The following is a 22,314-nucleotide window of genomic DNA, read 5'->3' on the forward strand; positions in this document are numbered from 1 at the left end:
GCTACCCCCCCGGACTTCACCCCACTCCGCCCGCGCAGCACGGCCGCACCTCCTGACCTCCGTCCCACTCCTCCCGTGCAGCACGTCCGCACGCCTGGCCTGCCACCCCACCCGCGCAACACGTCCGCACCTTCTGGCTTCCATCCCTCTCCGCCCCGCGCGGCGGGTCCACACCTCTGCCCCTCCCCGCACCTCTGGTCCCCTGACCGGCTCCCGGCGCCGCGCCACACGTACGGTGCCTTGGTCTGCGCCGCCCCGCACATCCGGCCCCCCTGGTCCGTGCCCGCGCAACACCCCACGTCCGGCCCACAGGCTGTGCCCTGCGCCGCGCCAGACGTCCGGTCCATGGTCTCTGCCCTGCGCCGCGCCGCACGAATACCCCTGGCCTCCGTCCCGCGACACAGGTTCCGCGCCGGGGGCCAAGCGGCAGCGCGGCCAGCGGCGGACGGGGGTTCGATGCCCCCGTCCGCCGCTTCCCCCCCGGCTGGCACGGCGTCGGCGTCTTGCCACGCCGGTTCCGATCGCGGCCCGGCGCAGGGCACGACGGCCCGGTGATCGCGCCCCGTGGCGCCCGGGCGGCCGAACCGCCGCTCTGGACGCCCCGTGTCCGGCCCGGCACACTGCGCGCCACCGCCTGCCAGGAGAGAGCCCATGAGCTGGAACCCCGCCCTCGACCCCGACATCCCCCTCGGCGACGCCGTGGACAGCATCGAGACCGTCATCGTCCCCCGCGCGCGGGACATCGGCGATTTCGAGGTGCGCCGCGCCCTGCCCGCGCCGGCGCGGCAGATGGTCGGGCCATTCATCTTCTTCGATCAGGTGGGCCCGGTGGAGTTCCTGCGTGGCGAGGGCATGGACGTGCGCCCGCACCCGCATATCGGCCTGGGCACCGTCACCTATCTCTGGCAGGGCTCCATGTACCACCGCGACAGCCTGGGCTCCGGCATCGAGATCACCCCCGGGGCGGTGAACTGGATGGTTGCCGGCCACGGCATCACCCATTCCGAGCGCACCACCCCCGAACAGCGCAGCCTGGACAGGCGGCCGCTCTTCGGCATCCAGACCTGGGTGGCCCTGCCCGAGGCGCAGGAGGACGCGGCCCCCCTGTTCGAACACCACGGCCGCACCGCGCTGCCCTTCCTGGAGGGCGAGGGCAAGGAGGTCCGGCTGATGCTCGGCCACGCCTGGGGCGAGCGGGCGCCCGCGCAGGTGTGGAGCGAGCTGTTCTACGCCGATGCGAAGCTGGCCCCGCACGCCGCCATCCCGCTGCCCGATGACCACGAGGACCGCGGAGTCTATGTCGCGACCGGCAGTGTCGAGGTTGCCGGGGTGCCCCATGACGCCGGGCGCATGCTGGTGTTCCGCCCCGGCGACCGGATCTCGCTGCGCGCCGGGCCGCAGGGCGCGCGGCTGATGATGCTCGGCGGCGCCACCCTCTCCGGGCCGCGCTACATCTGGTGGAACTTCGTCGCCTCCTCGCGTGAGCGGATCACCGCGGCGAAGGAGGCCTGGCGGGCCGGAGATTGGGCCCACGGGCGCTTCCGCCTGCCCCCGGACGACGCCGAGGAATTCGTGCCCCTGCCCAAGCCGCAGCGCATCCGCCCCGGCTGACGCGGCCCGCTCCCCGCCCGGGCCCAGCGCCTTCCCCGGGTGACACGGAGGACGCTCCCCCCCGGCCGCAAACCGTCCGCCCCGGATGAAACGCGCCGCTCGGGCGGCACCGTCCGGCACGATCGGGCCAAGCCACCCGGCGACACGGACACATCCGCACCCTGGCCCCTGCGCACTCCGTTTGTCCGGCTGAAGCGCGCCGCAACGGGAGCCCTCTTTCGGTACCGTCAGGCCGTCCCGCCGGGTGACACGGGAAGCGTGCGCACCCTGCCCCAGGGCGCACGCCCTTGCTCCGGATGAAGCGCGCCGTTCCGGCGGCCTTTTCCCGCACGGTCGGGCTGTGTCACCGGGCGATACCGCACCCTGCCCCGGCGCGCTCCGACCGCCCCGGATGAAACGCGCCGCTCGGGCGGCCCCTTTCGGCACAGTCGGGCCATCTCACCGGGGAACACCGGAGGCTTGCCCACTCTGACCTCGGCGCCTGCGATGAGACGCCCCGCTTCGTCGGCTTCTTCCGCTCCTGCCCCGCCGGGTGGCACGGAGGGCGCATGCGTCCTGCCGCTGGCCGCCACGGATCTGTCGGTGCGGATGCGTCCGGTCCGGCAACCGCGTCCGCACCGGCGGATACGCTTCTGCCGGGCGCCGGTCGCGGCGCGCCTGTTCGGGGCGTCCGGTGCCTGGGGCACCGATCCGCAAAGGGGAACTGCCGTGCTCCCGGCCCCGCGCTGGCCCTCGTCTCAGCTCCGGGCCTTCTGCGGGGGCAGTGCGTTCCGGCAGCTCGGGCGGCCGGAGCGGAGGTGGCCGGAGCGGCGGTGGCCGGTTTCTGCCTGTCCTTGGGGCGGGCGCGGCCCGCTTTGCCTAACTGGTATACAAATGAACCTATCGGGGGATTGGCTCCGAGATAAATGTTGCAGCGCAATCCTGAATCGGTGTCATACTCGGCAAAACTAACAAGGCACAGCAGGGGGTGCTCTTGAAGGACATGCCAGCAGGCGCGACCTCAATTCCAGTGCTCGAGGTGACCAATCTCAGCACCGTATTCGCAACCCAGGATGGCGCGGTTCATGCTGTAAACGACGTCAGTTTCCAATTGCGGCCGGGAGAACTTCTCGGCGTGGTCGGCGAGAGCGGCTCGGGAAAGAGCGTGACCATGATGTCGCTGCTCAAGCTGCTGCCCATGCCCCCGGCACGCATCGCCTCCGGCAGCGTGAAGCTCGACGGCCGGGACATCCTCTCCCTCTCCGCGGAGGAGTTGCGCGCGGTGCGCGGCGGCAAGATCGGCTTCGTGTTCCAGGACCCGATGACCTCGCTCAACCCTGTGTTCACCGTGGGGTACCAGCTCATGGAACCGCTGCGCGCCCACATGGGGCTGGGCAAGGCGGCGGCGCGGCAGCGTGCGGCGGAGCTGCTCGGCCTGGTGGGCATTCCCTCGCCGGAGAAGCGGCTGGACGATTATCCGCACCAGTTCTCCGGCGGCATGCGCCAGCGGGTGATGATCGCCATCGCCCTGGCCTGCGACCCCCAGGTGCTGATCGCCGACGAGCCCACCACGGCGCTCGACGTGACCATCCAGGCCCAGATCATCGACCTGGTGAAGGACCTGCGCGAGACCCTCGGCATGGCCATCGTCTGGGTGACGCATGACCTCGGCGTGGTTGCCGGCATCGCCGACCGGGTGATGGTGATGTATGGCGGGCAGGTGGTCGAGCAATCCGGCGTGAACGCCCTGTTCGAGGACCCGCGCCACCCCTACACCCGCGCCCTCCTCGAAACTCTGCCGGACATGGACGGCGGCCGCTCCGAGCGGCTGCACTCCATTCCCGGCCAGCCGCCGGTGCTGCGCGACGTACCCTCGGCCTGCCCTTTCGCGCCGCGCTGCGCGCATGCCTTCGACAGGTGCCATGCGGAGAACCCGAAGCTGGTGGACGTGGGCGAGACCCACCTCGTCGCCTGCTGGTGGGACACGGCGCGGGCGGGCGCTGCGCGCGAGGAGGGGCTCCATGCTTGATGCAGGCGAAACCGGCGCGCCGCTGGTGCGCGTGCAGGGGCTGTCGAAGCACTTTCCCATCCATGCCGGGCTGATCCGGCGGCAGATCGGGGTGATTTCGGCGGTCGACCGGCTCACCTTCGACATCTACCGCGGCGAGACGCTGGGGCTGGTGGGCGAGAGCGGCTGCGGCAAGTCCACCGCCGGGCGCACCATCCTGCGGCTCTACGAGGCCACCGAGGGCGCCATCCTCTTCGACGGCACCGACATCGCCGGCCTGTCCGGCGAGCAGCTGCGCCGCATGCGCCCGCGCATGCAGATGATCTTCCAGGACCCGCAGGCCTGCCTGAACCCGCGCATGACCGTGGGCCAGATCATCGCCGAGCCGCTGGACGAGCACGGCCGCATGAGCCGCGCCGACAAGCGCGCCCGGGTGGAGGAGCTGCTGGACCAGGTGGGCATGAACAAGGGCTTCGCCAACCGCTACCCGCATGAATTCTCCGGCGGCCAGCGCCAGCGCATCGGCATCGCCCGCGCCCTGGCGCTCGACCCGGATTTCATCGTCTGCGACGAGCCGATCGCGGCGCTGGACGTCTCGATCCAGGCGCAGGTGGTGAACCTGCTGGAGGACCTGCAGGACCGGCTCGGCCTCACCTATCTCTTCATCAGCCACGATCTCTCCATGGTGCGCCACATCGCGGACCGGGTGGCGGTGATGTACCTGGGCAAGATGGCCGAACTGGCCCCGCGCGACGCGCTCTACTCCGAGCCGCTGCACCCCTACACCAAGGCCCTGCTCTCCGCGGTTCCGGTGGCGAACCCGAGGATCGAGGCCACGCGCAAGCGCACCATCCTCAAGGGCGACGTGCCGAGCCCGGCGAACCCGCCGCGCGGCTGCCGGTTCTGCACGCGCTGCCCCGTCGCGGTCGACAAGTGCCAGTGGGACGTTCCCGAATGGCGCGAGGCCCGGCCGGGCCATTTCGTCGCCTGCCACCTCGCCGAGTGAGGCGCGGCGCGACTTTCGGCAAACAGCCCCTCCCCCGCCAGCGCGCGGGAGACGGGTTTTCACCGGCCGGCACCCGGAACACCGGGGCCAGCCAGACTCAACAGGGAGACTACCAGATGATTCATTTCAGGAAGCCGAAGCTGGCGAGGCATCTCATGCTCGCCTCGGCAGCGGCTCTCGGCCTCAGCGCCACCGGCGCGATGGCCGAGCGCGGCGCCGACGGCCAGCTGAACATTCTCTACTGGCAGGCGGTTTCGGTGCTGAACCCGTTCCTGTCCGGCGGCACGAAGGACGTGGAGGGCTCCAGCCTCGTGCTCGAGCCCCTCGCGCGCTACGACGAGACCGGCACCATGGTGCCCTGGCTGGTCGACGAGATCCCGACGGTGGAGAACGGCGGCGTGTCCGAGGATCTGACCACCATCACGTGGAAGATCAAGGACGGCATCAAGTGGTCCGACGGCTCGCCCTTCACCGCCGAGGACGTGGCCTTCACCGCGGCCTACTGCATGGACGAGACCGGCGGCTGCCAGCAGGCCGCCCAGTTCGCCGACGTGGCGAGCGTGGAGGCGGTGGACCCGCTCACGGTGAAGATCACCTTCTCGGTGGCCAAGCCCTTCCCCTACGGCCCCTTCGTGGGCGCGCAGTCTCCCGTGCTGCAGAAGGCGCAGTTCCAGGACTGCATGGGCGCCAAGGCCCCCACCTGCACGGATGCGAACTTCCACCCCATCGGCACCGGCCCGTTCCGGGTGACGGACTTCAAGGCCAATGACGTGGTGGTGTTCGAGGCCAACCCCGAGTTCCGCGACCCGGAGAAGCCGGCCTTCTCCACCGTGGTGTTCAAGGGCGGCGGGGACGCGGCCTCCGCCGCGCGCTCCGTGCTGGAGACCGGCGAGTTCGACTACGCCTGGAACCTGCAGGTGGAACCCGAGATCCTCAGCCAGATGGAAGCCGCCGGCAAGGGTGAGCTGGTCTCGGCCTTCGGCACCTCGGTGGAGCGTTTCGAGGTCAACATGACCAACCCCGATCCGGCGCTCGGCGACAAGCGCTCGACCATCGAGGGCGGCCCGCACCCGTTCCTGACCGACCCGCGCGTGACCAAGGCGCTGTCGCTGGCCATCGACCGCGAGATCCTGGTGGAAGCCGGCTACGGCGCGGCCGGCGAGGTGACCTGCAACCTGGTGCCCGCCCCCGCCGCCTATGCCTCCACCGCCAACGACTGGTGCAAGACCCAGGACGTGGACGCGGCCAACGCCCTGCTGGACGAGGCCGGCTGGGTTCCCGGCTCCGACGGCGTGCGCGAGAAGGACGGCGTCCGCCTCTCGCTGCTCTACCAGACCTCCACCAACTCGGTCCGACAGGGCACCCAGGCGCTGATCAAGCAGATGTGGGAAGCCATCGGCGTGGAGACCGAGCTGCGCAACATCGACGCCTCGGTGTTCTTCGGCGGCGACCCGGCCTCGCCCGACACGTTCCAGAAGCTCTATGCCGACGTGGAGATGTTCACCAACAACTTCGACGGCACCGACCCGCAGAGCTATCTCGCCAACTGGCGCTGCGAGGAAATCCCGAGCCCGGCGAACAACTGGCTCGGCGGCAACAACCCGCGCTTCTGCTCGGAAGAGTATGATGCGCTGGTCAAGGAACTGGCCGGCACGGCCGGGCTGGAGAAGCGCGCCGAGATCTCCAAGAAGCTCAACGACATGCTGGTCGAGGCGGGCGCCATCATCCCGCTCATCCACCGTGGCGGTGTCTCCGCGCATGCCAAGACGCTCGGCGGCGTCGTGATGAACGAATGGGACAGCGAGCTGTGGAACATCGCTGACTGGCACCGGGTTCAGTAACCCGCTGCCGGAACCTCGCCGGCCGGGGCGCGCCCCCGGCCGGATCTCCGTCCCGGCTCCTGCCCGAGGTCTCCCATGCTGACTTTCACCATCCGCCGGCTCTTGCTGGCGATCCCCACGCTGCTGGCGATCAGCTTCATCATCTTCGCCATCCTGGACCTGTCGCCGGGCGACCCGACGTCGCAGATCCCGCTCACGGTGCCGGCGGAAGTGCGCGAACACATCCGCGCCTCGCTCGGCCTCGACCAGCCCTTCATCGTGCGCTACCTGCTGTGGCTGAAGCAGTTCTTCATCAACGAGCCGCTCAACATCCTGGAGGAGTGGACCGGCTACACCTTCGGTGACGGCGACCGGCTGCGCATCTCCTCCTGGGCCACCCGCTCGCCGGTGGTGGACCTGATCGTGGAGCGCCTGCCGCAGACCCTCTGGGTGGTCGGCATGTCCTACGTGATCGGCGCGCTGATCGCGATCCCCATCGGGGTGATCTCGGCCTACAGGCAGTATTCCTGGTTCGACCAGCTGGGCACCTTCATCTCGATGATCGGCTTCTCGGTGCCCACCTTCTTCACCGGGCTGTTGCTGATCGTGGTCTTCGCGGTGAACCTGCAGTGGCTGCCCTCGATCTACGACACCACGCTCAGGGTGACCGACTGGTCCAGCTTCGTCGCCCAGATCAAGCAGATGATCATGCCCACCATGGTGCTCGCGCTCTACAACGCCAGCCAGATCAGCCGCTTCATGCGCGCCTCCATGCTCGACAACCTCAACCAGGACTACGTGCGCACCGCCCGCGCCAAGGGCATGAAGGAAAAGACCGTGGTGCTGGTGCACGTGCTGCGCAACTCGCTCATCCCGGTGGTCACCGTCATCGCGCTCGGCGTGCCGCAGGTGTTCGGCGGCGCGATCATCACGGAGCAGATCTTCAAGGTGAACGGGCTGGGGCAGCTCCTCATCATCGGCATCCAGGGCGCCGACATCCCGCTGGTGCAGACCCTCACCTTCATCTTCGCAGTGCTGATCGTGCTGTTCAACCTCGTCGCGGACATTCTCTACGGCGTGCTCGACCCGAGGATCCGCTATGACTGACGCCGCCGCGAATTCCCCCGTCACCGCCCTGCCGCCGAAACAGCGCTCCATGTGGGGCGACGTGTGGCGCAGTTACCGCCGCCATCCCGGCGCGATGGCCGGCACGGCGGTGTTCCTGCTCATCCTGCTGGCGGTGATCTTCGGGCCCTACATCCACACCGTGGACCCCGGCAAGCTCGACATCCGGGCGAAGAACATCACCATGTCCGCCGCCCACCCGATGGGCACCGACAATCTGGGCCGCGACATGCTTGCCCAGGTGCTGGCCGGCGGGCGCACCTCGCTCGCGGTGGGCATCGCGGCGATGCTGCTGTCGATCTTCGTGGGGGCGCTGGTGGGCATCCTCTCCGGCTTCTTCCGCCGGCTGGACGGCTCGCTGATGCGCCTCACAGACCTGTTCCTCGCCCTGCCGCTGCTGCCGCTGCTGCTGGTGATCATCATGCTGTTTCGCGACACGCTGCGCGCGCTGATCGGGCCGGAATCGGGCATCTTCCTGCTCATCGTGTTCATCATCGGCATCACCTCGTGGATGAACACCGCCCGCATCGTGCGCGGTGAGGTGCTGACGCTGAAGGAGCGGGAGTTCGTGCTGGCCGCCCGCTCCATCGGCACACGCAACTACCGCATCCTGCTGCGCCACATCCTGCCCAACGTGCTCTCACCCATCATGGTCTCGGCCACGCTGGGCATCGCGAACGCGATCATCACCGAAAGCGCGCTCTCCTTCCTCGGGCTGGGCTTCCCCTCGGACTTCCCCACCTGGGGGCGGCTGCTGTTCGACGGCGCGAATTTCATGACCCTCACCCCCTCACGGGTGATCTGGCCGGGGCTCGCGATCTCGCTTACGGTGCTGTCGGTGAACTTCATGGGCGACGGGCTGCGCGACGCGCTGGACCCCCGCAGCCGCGGACGCTGACCTTCCGGGCGGCCCCCTTGTCTCCGGGGGCCGTCGACTGCCAAAGGACCGACAATGGAACGACTTCTTGCCGCCATCGACGCGCGGCGCGACGACCTGATCTCCCTCACGCAGGACCTGATCCGCATCCCCACCGTGAACCCGCCGGGGGAAAACTACCGCGACATCTGCGACTATCTCGCCCGCCGCCTCGGCCCGCGCTTCGAGATCAGCCTGCTCCACGCCGAGGGCACGCCGGGAGACAGCCCCCGCTACCCGCGCTGGAACATCCTCGCCCGCCGCGAGGGCGCGCGCCCCGGGCAATGCGTGCACTTCAACTCCCACACCGACGTGGTGGAGGCCGGCCGGGGCTGGACGCATGACCCCTTCGGCGGCGCGCTGGTGGGCGGGCGCATCTACGGCCGCGGCACCTGCGACATGAAGGGCGGGCTCGCCGCCTCCATTATCGCCGCCGAGGCCTTCATCGACACCTTCCCCGACCATGACGGCGCCATCGAGATCTCCGGCACGGTCGACGAGGAATCGGGCGGTTACGGCGGCGTGGCCTGGATGGCCGAGCGGGGGTATTTCAGCCCCGGGCGCGTGCAGCACGTCATCATCCCCGAGCCGCTGCACAAGGACCGGGTGTGCCTGGGCCACCGCGGCGTGTGGTGGGCCGAGATCGAGACGAAGGGGCGCATCGCCCACGGCTCGATGCCCTTCCTCGGCACCTGCGCGCTGCGCCACATGGGTGCCGTGATGGGCGAGATCGAGCACCGGCTGATCCCCGCGCTGTCCAACAAGACCACCGCCATGCCCGTGGTGCCGGAGGCGGCGCGCCAGTCCACCCTCAACATCAACTCGGTGCATGGCGGCCAGCCGGAGCCGGAGCCCGGCTCCACCGGCCTGCCCAGCCCTTGCGTGCCCGACAGCGCGCGCATGATCATCGACCGCCGCTTCATCATCGAGGAGAGCCTCGACGAGGTGAAGGCCGAGATCACCGACCTGCTGGAGCGCGTGGCCCATTCCCGCGAGGATTTCCGCTACTCCGTGCGCGACCTCTTCGAGGTGCTGCCCAGCATGACGGAGGCCGATTCCCCCGTCTCCACCGCGCTCACGAAGGCGATCGGCACCGTTCTGGGCCGGGCGCCGGAATATGTCGCCTCCCCCGGCACCTATGACCAGAAGCACATCGACCGCATCGGGCGGCTGAAGAATTGTGTGGCATACGGGCCCGGTTTGCTGGAACTTGCGCACCAGCCGGACGAATACGTGGAGGTGGACGACATGCTCGACTCGGCCAAGGTGATGGCCCTCGCCCTCCACGATCTGCTGAACGGACCCGCCTGACGGGTCCGAGAACGGGGAGACACAGCATGACCGCCAACCGATCGACCGCCCTTCTGGCCGCCGCCATCCTCGGCCTGACGGCCGCCGCCACGACCACCGCCTCTGCCGCCGCGCGCGATGACGTGACCATCGGCATGCAGCTCGAGCCGCCGGGGCTGGACCCGACGGCCGGCGCCGCGGGCGCCATCGACTCGGTGACCTATGCCAACGTGTTCCAGGGCCTCACCCGGTTCGACCAGAACGGCTCGGTGGTCCCCGATCTCGCGGAGCGCTGGAACATCTCCTCCGACGGGCTCACCTACACCTTCCACCTGGTGAAGGGCGTCACCTTCTCCGACGGCTCGGCGATGGACGCGGAGGACGTGAAGTTCAGCCTCGACCGCGCCCGGGCGGCGGACTCGGTGAACGCGCAGAAGGGCCTCTTCGCCGGCATCGCCGAGGTGAAGGTGCTCGACCCGCTCACCGTGCAGGTGATCCTGTCCGAGCCCAACGGCGGCTTCCTGTTCAACCTCGCCTGGGGCGACGCGGTGATCGTGGCGCCCGAGACCGCCGCCACCAACGCCACCAATCCCGTGGGCACCGGCCCCTACGTGGTCTCCGACTGGGTGAAGGGCGACCGCATCGTGCTCACCGCGCGGGACGATTACTGGGGCGACCCGGTGTCGATCCGCACCGCGACCCTGCGCATCATCGCCGACCCCACGGCCGCCTTCTCCGCCATGATGGCCGGCGATCTCGACGTGTTCCCCGCCTTCCCGGCGCCGGAGAACCTCGCCATGTTCGAGGGCAACCCGGAGTTCCGGGTCACCGTGGGCACCACCGAGGGCGAGACCATCCTCGCGATGAACAACGGCGCGCCGCCGCTCGACGACATCCGCGTGCGCGAGGCCGTGGCCCATGCCATCGACCGCGAGACGGTGATCGACGGCGCGATGTATGGATACGGCACGCCGATCGGCACGCATTTCGCCCCGCACAATCCGGCCTATGTCGACCTCACCGAGCTCTCCGCCTACGACCCGGAGAAGAGCCGCGCCCTGCTGGCCGAGGCGGGGCTCTCCGACGGCTTCACCACCACGCTGAAGCTGCCGCCCACCTCCTACGCCCGCCGCTCGGGCGAGATCATCGCCGCCGAGCTCGCCGAGGTGGGCATCCGGGTGGAGATCTCCAACATCGAGTGGGCGCAGTGGCTCGACGAAGTGTTCAAGCGCCGCGACTACGGCATGACCATCATCAGCCACGTGGAGCCGATGGACATCGGCATCTACGCGCGTGACGACTACTACTTCGACTACCACTCCCAGGCCATGAAGGACCTGATGGCCGAACTCACCCGCACCACGAACCCCGACACGCGCAGCGAGATCCTCGGCCGGGCCCAGCGCCGCATCGCCGAGGATTACGTGAACGCCTACCTGTTCCAGCTGCCCCTGCTCACCGTGTCGCGGGCCGGGCTGGAGGGGCTGTGGGAAAACGCCCCCACCCCGGCGATCGACCTCACGGGCCTCTCCTGGGCCGAATGAACGGGAACAGGCCGCATCGCAGCGGCGGCGCACGGCCGCCGCTGACGCTCCGCGCGCGGGGCGTGGCGCCTGCGGCACGGGGTGCCAGCCGGCCTGCGGCCCCGGCGTCCGGCACGCCGGAGAGGGCCGCGAGCGCCGCTCGTTCCGGGCTTCGGTGGCCGGGGCGTGGCGCTGAGCGCCAGGCGCCGGTGGCCCGAGACGCCCGCGCGGCACGGCTCCGCCCGGGGCCCGCGGCCATGCAACGCCGCCGGCCCGCGCCTGCCGTAGAGCGGGGCGCGCCGGGCCCCGTCGCCTCGTTCGCCACGCGCGCGGCGCCGCGACGGCTGACGCCCCGCAGGGACCCCACGGTGGGGAGCGCGAAGCCGGTCCGGCAGGCGACGGGCACCACAGCCGCGATGGCGGCGGGCTGAGATGCTCCGCTACCTCGCCCTGCGCCTCGCCATCCTCGCGGGGACGCTCCTCGCCGCCTCGGTGGTGATCTTCCTCGCGCTCGAGGTGATCCCCGGCGATGCGGCGGCCTTCATGCTGGGGCTCAACGCCCAGCCCGACACCGTGGCCGCCCTGCGCGCCGAGCTCGGGCTCGACCAGCCGGCGCTCTGGCGCTACCTCGGCTGGATCGGCGGCGCGCTGCAGGGCGATTTCGGCCTGTCCTACACCTACAAGGTGCCGGTATCCGAGCTGATCGGCGACCGGCTCTGGGTGTCGCTGCCGCTCACGCTCTACGCCCTCGCCCTCTCCACCGCCATCGCGCTGCCGGTGGGGGTGCTCGCCGCCGCCCGGCGCGGCGGGCCGGCGGATATCGCGGTGATGGGGGCGACACAGCTCGGCATCGCGGTGCCGAACTTCTGGTTCGCGATGATGCTCGTGGCGCTCTTCGCCATCTCGCTGCGCTGGTTTTCCGCCGGCGGCTTTCCCGGCTGGGCGGACCCCGTGGCGGCCCTGAAGGCGCTCACCCTGCCGGCGGTGGCGCTGGCCCTGCCGCAGGCCTCCATCCTCGCACGGGTGATGCGCTCCGCACTCATCGAGTGCCTGGGCGAGGATTACATCCGCACCGCCCGGGCCAAGGGCCTCACCCGCGGCCAGGCCCTGCGCCGCCACGCGTTGCGCAATGCGCTCATCCCGGTGCTCACCATCCTGGGCATGCAGTTTTCCTTCCTCATCGCCGGGGCGATCATCATCGAGAACGTGTTCTTCCTGCCCGGGCTCGGCCGGCTGGTGTTCCAGGGCATCACCCAGCGCGACCTGATGGTGGTGAAGAATGTGGCGCTGCTGCTGGTCTTCGCCGTCACCCTGGTGACCTTCCTCGTCGACCTCGCCTATGCCGCGGTGGACCCGCGCCTGAGGGCCCGATGACCGCCCCACGCCCTCCCGTGCCCGGCGCCGGACCCCTCGTCGCGCCAGAGGCTCGCCCCCTTCCCACGGCCCCGGGATGCGCCGCGATGGCAGCGGCGCCCCGGCGCGGAACACATGAAGGCGCGCCGCCGTCGCGCGGGCTACTGACCGGAGCACCCCACCGGTGCGTGGCTGGCGGGCGGAAGCCGCCCGCGCGGCTGACAGATACGGCCAGCGGGGGTGCAGCCGGCGGGCGGAAGCCGCGCGGACGGAGCACAGGGACGGCCAACCGGAGCGCGGCTGACGGGCAAAAGCCGCTCGGGCGGGCCACAGATACGGCCAGCGGGGGTTCAGTCGGCGGGAGGAAACCGTGCGGACGGCGCACAGGCACGGCCAACCGGAGCGCAGCTGACGGGCAAAAGCCGCTCGGGCGGCGGAGAGGCACGGCCAACGGTGGCAGGACCTTCGGGCGGCGGCCGCGCGGGCCCCTGTCCGGCGCCGGCGCGCGAGCGGTGGCCGGCCCTTGCGCCGCCGGGCCGCGGGAGGCAGGCGCATGAGGGCGATGGCCTTGCCGCTCGGCGCACTGCTCGCCGGCATCTTCGTGGCCGCGGCGCTGGTCTCGCTGGTCTGGACACCCTGGGACGTGACGGCGCTTGCCGTGCGCGACAAGCTGCAGGGCCCCAGCCTCGCGCATTGGTTCGGCACCGACCAGCTGGGGCGGGACATCCTGTCGATGGTGATGGCGGGGGCGCGCATCTCCATCTCCGTCGCCGTGGTGGCGGTGGGGGTGGGCATGGTGTTCGGCGTGCCGCTGGGGCTGCTCGCGGCCGCCCGGCGCGGCACATGGGTGGACGAGCTGGTGATGCGGTTCAACGACCTCGTCTTCGCCTTCCCCGCCCTGCTGGTGGCCATCCTCATCACCGCGGTGTTCGGGCCTGGGGCGCTCAATGCCATCCTCGCCATCGGCATCTTCAACATCCCCGTCTTCGCCCGGCTCACCCGCGGGGCGGCGCTGAGCCTGTGGCAGCGGGAGTTCCTGATGGCGGCACGGGTGGCGGGCAAGGGGCCGCTGCGCATCTCGGCCGAGCACATCCTGCCCAACATCGCCGCCCTGCTCATCGTGCAGGGCACCATCCAGTTCTCGCTCGGCATCCTGGCCGAGGCGGGGCTGGCCTATGTCGGGCTGGGCGCGCAGCCGCCCACCCCCTCCTGGGGGCGGATGCTGGCCGATGCGCAGACGCTCATCGCGCTCGCCCCCCATGTGGCGCTGTTTCCCGGGCTTGCCATCGTGCTCACCGTGCTGGGGCTGAACCTGATGGGCGACGGGCTGCGCGACGCGCTCGACCCCCGGCTGAGGGAGCGGCGATGAGCGCGCTGGTGCAGGTGAGCGGGCTCAACGTGTCGATCGGCGCGCTGCCGGTGCTGCGCGATGTCACCTTCGATGTCGCCCCGGGCGAGATCCTCGGGCTGATCGGGGAGAGCGGCTCCGGCAAGTCGATGACCGCCCTCGCCCTGATGGACCTGCTGCCGCCGCGGGCAAGGCGCTCGGGCAGCCTGCGGCTGGAGGGCACGGAGCTCAACGCCCTCACCGAGCGGCAGATGTGCGGTGTGCGCGGCCGCGACATCGCCATGGTGTTCCAGGAGCCGATGACCGCGCTCAACCCGGTGCTCTGCATCGGTGACCAGGTGGCCGAGACCGTGCGCCAGCACACCGGCGCCACCCGGGCCGAGGCGCGCGCCCGCGCGGCGGAGGTGCTGGCGCGTGTCGGCCTGCCGCAGGAGACATTCCCCCTGTCGCGCTACCCGCACGAGCTCTCGGGCGGCCAGCGCCAGCGCGTGGTCATTGCCATGGCCATCGCCCTGCGCCCGAAGCTGCTCATCTGCGACGAGCCGACCACGGCGCTCGATGTCACCACCCAGGCCCGCATCGTGGCGCTGCTGCGCCGGCTGGTGGCGGAGGACGGCATGGGGATGATCTTCATCACCCATGACCTCGGCCTCGTGGCGGGGCTGGCGGACCATATCTGCATCATGCGCGGCGGCGAGATCGTGGAGCGCGGGCCCACCGGGCCGCTGTTCCGCGAGATGCGCCACCCCTACACCCGCGCGCTGGCCGAGGCCTCGGTGCATGTACCGGCGCGGCCCGGCGGGGGTGCGCGGGCACGCGGGGCACCGGGCCCCGGCGGGATGGCGGACCGGCCGCAAGGCCCCGGCGTTCAGGCCGAGGACGCGCGGGAGCCCGACACGCGGGCTCACGGCGCGCCTGGTCCCGGTGTGCGGACCACTGTCGCGCAGGTTCCTGACGCCCGGCTTCGCGGGGCAGAAGCGGATGGGGCGCAGGGCCCCGAAACACCGCTGCTGGAGATCCGCAACCTGGTGCGCGCCTATCCCGCGCCGCGCGGCCTCGGCCCGCGCCGGCCGGCCATGCGGGCGGTGGACGGGGTGAGCTTCACCCTGCGGCGCGGCGAGAACCTCGGGCTGGTGGGCGAGAGCGGCTGCGGCAAGTCCACCCTCACCCGCGCCCTGCTGGGGCTGGAGGCCACGCAGGGCGGCTCCATCCGCTTCGACGGCGCCGAGATCCCCGCCGGCGCCCCCGTGCCGCGCGCGGTGCGCCAGCGCATGCAGGTGGTCTTCCAGGACCCCTACGGCAGCTTCAACCCCCGCCACCGGGTGGAGCGGCTGGTGGCCGAGCCCTTTCACCTGCTCGACGCCCCGCCCCGGGGCCGGGAGCGGCGCGCCCGGGTGGCCGAGGCGCTGGAGAGCGTGGGGCTGAGCGCGGCGGACGCCTCGAAATACATCCACGAGTTCTCCGGCGGCCAGCGCCAGCGCATCGCCATCGCCCGCGCGCTGGTGATCCGGCCGGACCTGATCATCCTCGACGAGGCGGTCTCGGCGCTCGATGTCTCGATCCGCGCGCAGGTGCTCGACCTGCTGGCCGCCCTCTCCGGGCGCTTCGGGATGAGCTATCTCTTCATCTCGCACGACCTCGGAGTGGTGCGGGCCATCACCGACCGGGTGATGGTGATGCGCGCCGGGCGCATCGTGGAGGCGGGCGAAACGGAGGCGCTGTTCCACAACCCGCAACACCCCTATACCCGCGAGCTGCTGGCCGCGACCCCCAGCCTCGCCGCCGCGCTGGCCTGAGGGTCAGCCCAAGGGCGGCACCCAATCCTCGGTGGGGCGGTTCCAGAAGCGGTTCGGGTTGTCCTCGTCCTGTCCGCGGACATGCAGGGTCCGGGTCGCCGGGGTCACGAAGATCACCGGCTCCTCATAGGGATGGGCGTGGTAGAGCCCGTGCAGCACCGCCTCAAGCAGCCCCGGCCTGTCCGGCAGGAAGAAGGAGAGCTCGGTGCACGCCACCGTCATCCCCTCCGCCGTGGCCGGGTTGCGCCCGCCGGGCAGCGAGCGGAAGCCCTGCACACCCGGCGCGCTGGCGAAATGCACGCGATCATAATCGCCCCATTTCAGGTCAGCGTGGCGCAGCACCTCCGCCAGAAGCGCCTCGGCGCGCGAAGCCGGCACCTGCACATGCACCCGGTGGCCGGCCTCGCAGGTGAATCTGCCGCTTGCTGTCACATCCATCGGCCTGTCCCTCTCCGTTGACCCGGGCGAAGCCTATCGCCCGGGGCGCCGGAAAGGAACACCGCCGGGTCACTCGGCCGGCACGGCCGGGGCGGCGGGCACGAGGGGCCGGGCCTCGGCGGTGCGGCCGTGGGTGGCGTAGAGCATCAGGCCGGTGAAGGCGAGCCCGCCCACCAGGTTGCCCAGAACCGTGGGGATCTCGTTCCAGATCAGGTAATCCATGATCGAGAAGTCACCGCCCATGATCAGGCCCGAGGGGAACAGGAACATGTTCACCACCGAATGCTCGAAGGCCATGGCGAAGAACAGCATGATCGGCATCCACATCGCGATCACCTTGCCGGAGACCGAGTTCGACATCATCGCGCCCACCACGCCGGTGGAGACCATCCAGTTGCACAGCACGCCGCGGATGAAGATGGTGAGCATGCCGGCGGCACCGTATTCCTTGTAGCCCACGGTGCGGGCCTCGCCGATGCCGGCGATCTTCTGGCCCACCGCGTCCGGCGCCGCCGAGAAGCCGTAGGTGAACACCACCGCCATCATCACCGCCACGGTGAGCGCCCCGGCGAAATTGCCCAGGAACACGATGCCCCAGTGGCGCAGGATGCGCGGCAGGGTGACGCCCGGGCGGCCGTCGATCAGCGCGAGCGGGGTGAGCATGAACACGCCGGTAAGCAGGTCGTAGCCCATCAGGTAGAGCATGCAGAAGCCGACCGGGAACAGGATGGCGCCGACGATGGGCACCCCGGTCTGCACCGTGACGGTGACGGCGAAGACCGCGGCGAGGGCCAGGATGGCCCCGGCCATGTAGGCGCGGATCAGCGCGTCGCGCGGGGCCATCTGCAGCTTGGCTTCCCCGGCATCGACCATCTTTCCGACGAAATTCGCGGGCGTGACGTAGGACATGTGCGGCGTCTCCGTGTCTGGGGTGTGGGGTCATGAAAAAGGCGTCCGCCTCCGGGCCCGGGTTCGAGGGCTGTTCGGAAGGGGGACGCCGTTGTCCGTTGTCTTGAAGGGATGGCGCTGCTGCGCCGGCAGTCGGTCTCGCGGGCCCGGCCGGTTGTTATCCCGGCGCTGGCGCAGACCCCGGTGGGTATACGTCGGCGCCGGGGGACCTCCCCGGTCGGACTTTCGGAAACCGATCACGATCCGGGGCCCGTGCCCCCGACCTGCAGCCACCGACAACGCTGCCGGCTTCGCACCCGCCGCGGCTCGGTAAACCGTTGCGGTAAAAGCTTGTTAACCGAATCGCGAGCAGAACGTCAAGCCTTCATGCCCGATATCTGCGCATCAGACCCGCCGAAACAGTTTCGTGCCTGTTTATTGAGCAATTCCACGGAGCGCCCTGCCGCGATGCTGACCCCGACCACGAAAAAGGGCGCGCTCCGGCCGGAGCGCGCCCCCTTGTCTCGCTGCCGGCCGGCTCAGGCCGGGTCGGTGATCACGTCCTGGCGCTGCTCGCCGAGGCCCTCGATGCCAAGCTCCACCACGTCGCCCGCCTTGAGGAACTGCGGCGGCTTCATGCCGAGGCCGACGCCCGGAGGAGTGCCGGTGGAGATGATGTCGCCCGGGTGCAGGGTGAAGAACTGGCTGAGGTAATGGATGAGGAACGGCACCTTGTAGACCATGGTGGCTGTGGAGCCGTCCTGCATGGTCTTGCCGTTGACCTTGCACCACATCTTGAGGTTGTCGTAGTCGCCCGCCTCGTCGGGGGTGACCAGCCAGGGGCCGGTCTGGCCGAAGTTGTCGCAGGACTTGCCCTTGGTCCACTGGCCCTCGCGCTCGGCCTGGAAGGCGCGCTCGGACACGTCGTTGATGGTGCAGAAGCCCGCCACATGGGACATGGCGTCATCCTCGGCGATGTACTTGCCGGCCTTGCCGATCACCACGCCCAGCTCGACCTCCCAGTCGGTCTTCTCGGAGCCGCGCGGCACGATGATCGGGTCGTTCGGCCCGCAGATGGCCGAGGTGGCCTTCATGAACAGCACCGGTTCGGAGGGCACGGTGGCGCCGGTTTCGGCGGCATGGTCGGAGTAGTTCAGGCCGATGCACATGAACTTGCCGGTGCCGGTGACGCAGGGGCCCAGGCGCGGGTTGCCCGACACGATCGGCAGGCTGGACACGTCGATGTCCTTCAGCGCGGCGAGGTCGGCCAGCACGGCGCCGGAGAGGTCGGACACCTTGCCGGAGAGGTCACGGATGTGGCCCTCGGAGTCGAGAAGGCCGGGCTTCTCCTCGCCCTGCTCGCCATAGCGGAGGAATTTCATGGGGTTGTCTCCCTTCAATCTTGAGTCGTTGCCGACGGCGCTGCGCTCAGGTGCACCAGCCGCCGTCGATGACATGGACCTGGCCGGTGGTGAAGCCCGCCTCGTCGGAGGCGAGATAGGTCGCGAGCGCCGCGATCTCGTCCGGCTGGCCCAGCCGCCCCATGGGCTGGCGTGCGATGAACGCGGCGCGGGCCGCGTCATAGTCGCCCTGGGCGCGCATGCGGTCGTCCAGCGACGGGCTTTCGACCGTGCCGGGCGCAATGGCGTTGCAGCGGATGCCCTGCTTCACGAAATCGGCGGCGACGGATTTCGTCATCCCCGCCACCGCGGCCTTGGTGGCCGAGTACACGAAGCGGTTGGGCGGCCCGGTGACAGCGCCGGCGACCGAGGAGATGTTCACGATGCTCCCCTTGCCCTTGGCCAGCATGCCCGGCAGCACCGCCTTCATCATGCGGTACTGCGAGCGCACGTTGAGCTCGAAGGAGAAGTCCCACGCCCGGTCGTCGCAGTCGAGGATGGTGCCCCCGTCAACGAAGCCCGCACAGTTGAACAGCACGTCCACCGCGCCGATATCCGCGATGAGCGCGGCGATGGCGTCGGCGTCCATGACGTCGAGGCGGCGGGTGTCGATCCCGGGCGCCTCGGCGGCGAGGCTGGCGAGAGCCTCTTCGTTGATGTCGGTCGCAATGACCTTCGCGCCTTCCGCGTGGAAGCGCAGGGCAGTCGCCCTCCCGATCCCCGCCCCGGCAGCCGTGGTGAGGCAGATCTTGTTCTGAAGTCGTTTCATGGGCAGCATCCTAGCCGGGGATTTTGCCTTTGCAATCCTCCATCTATCGAAATCCTCGGCGGTCAGATTATGTATGCGGAACGCTTTGCGAGACCGGAGAACGCGCTTGAAAGTCATCGCCATCCTGAACCGTGACGGCGGCACCTTCCGTACGCTGGACATGCCCGCCTTCGCCGAGGCGACGCGGGAGGTGTTCGCCCGCGCGGGCCATGACCTGGACGCGCGGATCGTCTCCGGGCCGGAGCTGATCGGCGCCCTCGACGAGGCCTCCTCCGCCTCCGGGCATGACGTGATGCTGGCCGGCGGCGGCGACGGCACGGTCTCCGCCGCCGCCGCCATCGCCTTTCGCAACGGCAAGCCGCTGGGCATCCTGCCCGCCGGCACCATGAACATGTTCGCCCGGGTGCTGAAGATCCCGCTGGAGCTGAACGACGCCGTGGCCGCGCTGGCGCAGGGACATGTCGGCCCCGCGGACATCGGCACGGTGGATGACCGGACCTTCGTGCACCAGGTGTCCGTCGGCCTGCATCCGCGCTTCGTGCGGGTGCGCAACGAGCGGCCCTTCCAGTCCAAGTTCGGCAAGATCCGCGCCTCGGTGGGGGCGCTGTTCCACGCCATCGCCGACCCGCCGCGCTTTCCCGTCCGCATCACGCTCGACGGGGAGACGACGCAGATGAACCTGCTCTCCGTCTCCATCTCCAACAACCGCTACGGCGACAGCCCGCTGCCCTTCGCCGAGCGGGCCGACGGCGGGGTTCTCGGAGTCTACACCACGCGGCCCCTGCGGCCCGGCCCGCTGATCCGCCTCACCGCGGACATGCTGTTCGGCACCTGGCGCTCGAACCGCGACCTGGAGGAAACGCTGACCGACCGCGTGGCGCTGGAGTTTCCCACCCTGCCGGAGCGGGCGAATTTCGTCATCGACGGCGAGCTGGTGCCGATGTCGCCCCGGGCGGAGTTCCGCATCCATCCCGGCGCGCTGCAGGTGCTCTACCCGAACGTGCCCGCGGCCTGAGGCCGGCAGCGGCGGCCCCGCGCCAACAGGGGCTTGACCCTGCCTTCCTGCCCGCAGATGCTCCGCGCGCACGCTCCCCCGGCCCTCCGGCCGGGGCGGGCCGCCCGCAAGCCCGCGCAGGAGGACAGCCATGAGCAACGCCTACGAGACCGGCCGGCTGAACCTGCCCTTCACCGGCATCTGCACCTTCGGGAAGTACCCCTACGTGGAGGACTGGAGCACCATCGACGCAGATGTCGCCATCCTCGGCGCGCCCTACGATGCCGGCACCCAGTGGCGCGCCGGCGCCCGGCAGGGGCCGCGCGGCATCCGCGAGGCCTCCACCCTGTTCTCCTTCGGCCATGGCGGCGCCTATGACCATGAGGACGACATCACCTATCTCGAGCAGGGAAAGGTGCGCATCGTGGACATCGGCGATGCCGACATCATCCACACCGACACGCTCGGCAGCCACGCGGCCATCGCCGCCGGGGTGCGCGCCATCCTGGCCGCCGGCGCGCTGCCGGTGGTGCTGGGGGGCGACCACTCGGTGAACATCCCCTGCATCGAGGCCTTCGAGGGCGCCGAGCCCTTCCACATCGTGCAGCTCGACGCGCATCTCGACTTCGTGGACATCCGCCACGGCGTCACCCGGGGCCACGGCAACCCGATGCGCCGCGCAGCGGAGAAGCCCTGGGTGAGCGGGCTCACCCAGCTCGGCATCCGCAATGTCTCCTCCACCGCGAAGGAGGGCTACGAGGACGCCCGCGCCCGCGGCTCCGACATCCTCTCCGTGCGCCAGGTGCGCAGCCTCGGGGTGGAGGCGGTGCTGGAGCGCATCCCCGCGGGGCGCGTGTATCTCACCATCGACATCGACGGGTTCGACCCCTCCATCGCCCCGGGCACCGGCACGCCCAGCCACGGCGGCTTCACCTATTACGAGGGGCTGGAGCTGCTGGACGGCATCGCGAAGCGTTGCGATGTGGTCGGGATCGACCTCGTGGAGGTCGCCCCCGACCATGACCACGCCGGGCTGACGACTACGCTCGCCGCACAGCTCCTGATGAACACCATCGGGCGCGTGCTCCACCACCGCTGAAGGAAACCCAATGCCGCTCTCCATGAACCGCGAGGTCTTCATCACCTGTGCCGTCACCGGCTCCGGCGCCACGCAGGACCGCAGCCCGCACGTGCCGCGCAGCCCCGAGCAGATCGCCGAAAGCGCCATCGCCGCCGCCCAGGCCGGCGCCGCGGTGGTGCATTGCCACGTGCGCGACCCTCAGACCGGCGCCCCCTCGCGCGATCCGGCGCTGTTTCGCAAGGTGACGGAGCTGATCCGCGCCTCCTCCACCGACGTGGTGCTGAACCTCACCGCCGGCATGGGCGGCGACATCGTCTTCGGCCCCACCGAGCGGCCCCTGCCGGTGAACGAGGCCGCCACCGACATGGCCGGCGCCTCCGAGCGCGTGCGCCACGTGGCCGAGTGCCTGCCGGAGATCTGCACGCTGGACTGCGGCACGATGAACTTCGCCGAGGCCGATTACGTGATGACCAACACGCCGGGCATGCTGCGCGCCATGGGCGCAATGATGACCGAGCTGGGCGTGAAGCCCGAGATCGAGGCCTTCGACACCGGCCACCTGTGGTTTGCCAAGCAGCTTGTGGAGGAGCGTGTGCTGAAGAGCCCGGCGCTCGTGCAGCTGTGCATGGGCGTGCCCTGGGGCGCGCCGGACGACCTGAACACCTTCATGGCCATGGTCAACAACGTGCCCTCGGACTGGACCTGGTCCGCCTTCAGCCTGGGGCGCAACCAGATGCCCTTTGTGGCAGCCTCGGTGCTCGCGGGCGGCAACGTGCGCGTGGGGCTGGAGGACAACCTGATGCTGGGTCGCGGCCAGCTCGCCACCAATGCCCAGCTCGTGGAGCGGGCGAAGCTGATCATCGAGAGCCTCGGCGCGAAGGTGATCGGGCCCGAGGCGGTGCGCGAGCGGCTGGGCCTCACGAAGCGGATGCCGGCGTGATACCCCGCTGGCTCAGGCGCCGGGCGACG

18 protein-coding genes are annotated in these 22,314 nt (G+C 70.3%); 14 read left to right on the plus strand and 4 right to left on the minus strand.

Translation table 11 applies throughout. The features are described from left to right. Positions 1–651 precede the first annotated feature (651 nt). The 11 genes from FDP22_RS03330 to FDP22_RS24830 all read left to right on the plus strand — a co-directional run bounded on the left by FDP22_RS03330 (position 652) and on the right by FDP22_RS24830 (position 15,775). On the plus strand, positions 652–1,611 hold the full coding sequence (locus FDP22_RS03330) for a pirin family protein (protein ID WP_138577533.1): 960 nt from the start codon (positions 652–654) through the stop codon (positions 1,609–1,611). A gap of 982 nt (positions 1,612–2,593) precedes the next feature. Beyond that, the gene (locus FDP22_RS03335) at positions 2,594–3,619 is read left to right on the plus strand and encodes an ABC transporter ATP-binding protein (protein ID WP_138577666.1); all 1,026 of its coding nucleotides are present in this window, start codon (positions 2,594–2,596) and stop codon (positions 3,617–3,619) included. Next, positions 3,612–4,604, plus strand: coding sequence for an ABC transporter ATP-binding protein (locus FDP22_RS03340; protein ID WP_138577531.1), 993 nt, complete (start codon positions 3,612–3,614; stop codon positions 4,602–4,604). Before FDP22_RS03335 ends, FDP22_RS03340 begins: the two co-directional genes overlap by 8 nt. 116 nt (positions 4,605–4,720) lie before the next feature. Next, the gene (locus FDP22_RS03345; protein ID WP_138577529.1) at positions 4,721–6,445 is read left to right on the plus strand and encodes a peptide ABC transporter substrate-binding protein; all 1,725 of its coding nucleotides are present in this window, start codon (positions 4,721–4,723) and stop codon (positions 6,443–6,445) included. 75 nt (positions 6,446–6,520) lie between these two features. After that, a complete protein-coding gene (locus tag FDP22_RS03350) occupies positions 6,521–7,531 on the plus strand; it encodes an ABC transporter permease (protein ID WP_138577527.1) in 1,011 nt (336 codons plus the stop codon). Further along, positions 7,524–8,447: an ABC transporter permease gene (locus FDP22_RS03355; RefSeq protein WP_138577525.1), complete on the plus strand. Its 924-nt coding sequence runs from the start codon at positions 7,524–7,526 to the stop codon at positions 8,445–8,447. Before FDP22_RS03350 ends, FDP22_RS03355 begins: the two co-directional genes overlap by 8 nt. Positions 8,448–8,501: 54 nt before the next feature. Next, the gene (locus FDP22_RS03360) at positions 8,502–9,776 is read left to right on the plus strand and encodes an acetylornithine deacetylase/succinyl-diaminopimelate desuccinylase family protein (RefSeq protein WP_138577523.1); all 1,275 of its coding nucleotides are present in this window, start codon (positions 8,502–8,504) and stop codon (positions 9,774–9,776) included. A gap of 26 nt (positions 9,777–9,802) precedes the next feature. Further along, the gene (locus tag FDP22_RS03365) at positions 9,803–11,299 is read left to right on the plus strand and encodes an ABC transporter substrate-binding protein (RefSeq protein WP_138577521.1); all 1,497 of its coding nucleotides are present in this window, start codon (positions 9,803–9,805) and stop codon (positions 11,297–11,299) included. Positions 11,300–11,710: 411 nt separating this feature from the next. Further along, complete coding sequence (locus FDP22_RS03370; RefSeq protein ID WP_138577519.1) at positions 11,711–12,652, plus strand: ABC transporter permease; 942 nt, start codon at positions 11,711–11,713, stop codon at positions 12,650–12,652. Between the two features lie 532 nt (positions 12,653–13,184). Then, complete coding sequence (locus FDP22_RS03375) at positions 13,185–14,000, plus strand: ABC transporter permease (RefSeq protein ID WP_138577517.1); 816 nt, start codon at positions 13,185–13,187, stop codon at positions 13,998–14,000. Then, positions 13,997–15,775 carry an ABC transporter ATP-binding protein gene (locus tag FDP22_RS24830; RefSeq protein WP_138577515.1) on the plus strand — a complete coding sequence of 593 codons (1,779 nt, stop codon included), beginning with the start codon at positions 13,997–13,999 and terminating at the stop codon, positions 15,773–15,775. Before FDP22_RS03375 ends, FDP22_RS24830 begins: the two co-directional genes overlap by 4 nt. A gap of 3 nt (positions 15,776–15,778) precedes the next feature. Here the strand turns inward: FDP22_RS24830 and FDP22_RS03385 are convergent, their stop codons facing one another. The 4 genes from FDP22_RS03385 to FDP22_RS03400 all read right to left on the minus strand — a co-directional run bounded on the left by FDP22_RS03385 (position 15,779) and on the right by FDP22_RS03400 (position 19,270). Beyond that, positions 15,779–16,213, minus strand: a complete 435-nt coding sequence (locus FDP22_RS03385; RefSeq protein WP_138577513.1) for a YqfO family protein — start codon at positions 16,211–16,213, stop codon at positions 15,779–15,781. 69 nt (positions 16,214–16,282) lie between these two features. Beyond that, positions 16,283–17,122 carry a formate/nitrite transporter family protein gene (locus FDP22_RS03390; RefSeq protein ID WP_138577511.1) on the minus strand — a complete coding sequence of 280 codons (840 nt, stop codon included), beginning with the start codon at positions 17,120–17,122 and terminating at the stop codon, positions 16,283–16,285. A gap of 518 nt (positions 17,123–17,640) precedes the next feature. After that, positions 17,641–18,483, minus strand: a complete 843-nt coding sequence (locus FDP22_RS03395) for a fumarylacetoacetate hydrolase family protein (RefSeq protein ID WP_138577509.1) — start codon at positions 18,481–18,483, stop codon at positions 17,641–17,643. A gap of 46 nt (positions 18,484–18,529) precedes the next feature. Beyond that, on the minus strand, positions 18,530–19,270 hold the full coding sequence (locus FDP22_RS03400) for an SDR family oxidoreductase (RefSeq protein WP_138577507.1): 741 nt from the start codon (positions 19,268–19,270) through the stop codon (positions 18,530–18,532). 106 nt (positions 19,271–19,376) lie between these two features. Between FDP22_RS03400 and FDP22_RS03405 the strand changes: the two genes are divergently transcribed. The 3 genes from FDP22_RS03405 (at position 19,377) to bcoG (ending at position 22,285) form a co-directional block, all read left to right on the plus strand. Further along, positions 19,377–20,285: a diacylglycerol/lipid kinase family protein gene (locus tag FDP22_RS03405; RefSeq protein WP_170317578.1), complete on the plus strand. Its 909-nt coding sequence runs from the start codon at positions 19,377–19,379 to the stop codon at positions 20,283–20,285. Positions 20,286–20,415: 130 nt separating this feature from the next. Beyond that, positions 20,416–21,363 (plus strand): agmatinase, encoded by a 948-nt coding sequence (gene speB, locus FDP22_RS03410; protein ID WP_138577503.1) that lies wholly within the window; start codon positions 20,416–20,418, stop codon positions 21,361–21,363. A 10-nt stretch (positions 21,364–21,373) separates the two neighbouring features. Beyond that, positions 21,374–22,285 carry a 3-dehydrocarnitine:acetyl-CoA trimethylamine transferase BcoG gene (gene bcoG / locus FDP22_RS03415; RefSeq protein ID WP_138577501.1) on the plus strand — a complete coding sequence of 304 codons (912 nt, stop codon included), beginning with the start codon at positions 21,374–21,376 and terminating at the stop codon, positions 22,283–22,285. Positions 22,286–22,314 lie beyond the last annotated feature (29 nt).

The sequence above is a fragment of the Paroceanicella profunda genome (assembly GCF_005887635.2).
Lineage (GTDB): Bacteria > Pseudomonadota > Alphaproteobacteria > Rhodobacterales > Rhodobacteraceae > Paroceanicella > Paroceanicella profunda.

What these genes read in the sequence shown, in the direction of transcription:
- FDP22_RS03365 (WP_138577521.1), top strand. Translation starts at nt 9,803, where the DNA reads ATGACCGCCAACCGATCGACCGCCCTTCTGGCCGCCGCCATCCTCGGC.
- FDP22_RS24830 (WP_138577515.1), top strand. Translation starts at nt 13,997, where the DNA reads ATGAGCGCGCTGGTGCAGGTGAGCGGGCTCAACGTGTCGATCGGCGCG.
- FDP22_RS03335 (WP_138577666.1), top strand. Translation starts at nt 2,594, where the DNA reads ATGCCAGCAGGCGCGACCTCAATTCCAGTGCTCGAGGTGACCAATCTC.
- FDP22_RS03360 (WP_138577523.1), top strand. Translation starts at nt 8,502, where the DNA reads ATGGAACGACTTCTTGCCGCCATCGACGCGCGGCGCGACGACCTGATC.
- FDP22_RS03375 (WP_138577517.1), top strand. Translation starts at nt 13,185, where the DNA reads ATGAGGGCGATGGCCTTGCCGCTCGGCGCACTGCTCGCCGGCATCTTC.
- FDP22_RS03400 (WP_138577507.1), bottom strand. Translation starts at nt 19,270, where the DNA reads ATGAAACGACTTCAGAACAAGATCTGCCTCACCACGGCTGCCGGGGCG.
- FDP22_RS03345 (WP_138577529.1), top strand. Translation starts at nt 4,721, where the DNA reads ATGATTCATTTCAGGAAGCCGAAGCTGGCGAGGCATCTCATGCTCGCC.
- FDP22_RS03330 (WP_138577533.1), top strand. Translation starts at nt 652, where the DNA reads ATGAGCTGGAACCCCGCCCTCGACCCCGACATCCCCCTCGGCGACGCC.
- FDP22_RS03340 (WP_138577531.1), top strand. Translation starts at nt 3,612, where the DNA reads ATGCTTGATGCAGGCGAAACCGGCGCGCCGCTGGTGCGCGTGCAGGGG.
- FDP22_RS03370 (WP_138577519.1), top strand. Translation starts at nt 11,711, where the DNA reads ATGCTCCGCTACCTCGCCCTGCGCCTCGCCATCCTCGCGGGGACGCTC.
- FDP22_RS03350 (WP_138577527.1), top strand. Translation starts at nt 6,521, where the DNA reads ATGCTGACTTTCACCATCCGCCGGCTCTTGCTGGCGATCCCCACGCTG.
- FDP22_RS03355 (WP_138577525.1), top strand. Translation starts at nt 7,524, where the DNA reads ATGACTGACGCCGCCGCGAATTCCCCCGTCACCGCCCTGCCGCCGAAA.
- FDP22_RS03395 (WP_138577509.1), bottom strand. Translation starts at nt 18,483, where the DNA reads ATGAAATTCCTCCGCTATGGCGAGCAGGGCGAGGAGAAGCCCGGCCTT.
- bcoG (WP_138577501.1), top strand. Translation starts at nt 21,374, where the DNA reads ATGCCGCTCTCCATGAACCGCGAGGTCTTCATCACCTGTGCCGTCACC.
- FDP22_RS03385 (WP_138577513.1), bottom strand. Translation starts at nt 16,213, where the DNA reads ATGGATGTGACAGCAAGCGGCAGATTCACCTGCGAGGCCGGCCACCGG.
- speB (WP_138577503.1), top strand. Translation starts at nt 20,416, where the DNA reads ATGAGCAACGCCTACGAGACCGGCCGGCTGAACCTGCCCTTCACCGGC.
- FDP22_RS03390 (WP_138577511.1), bottom strand. Translation starts at nt 17,122, where the DNA reads ATGTCCTACGTCACGCCCGCGAATTTCGTCGGAAAGATGGTCGATGCC.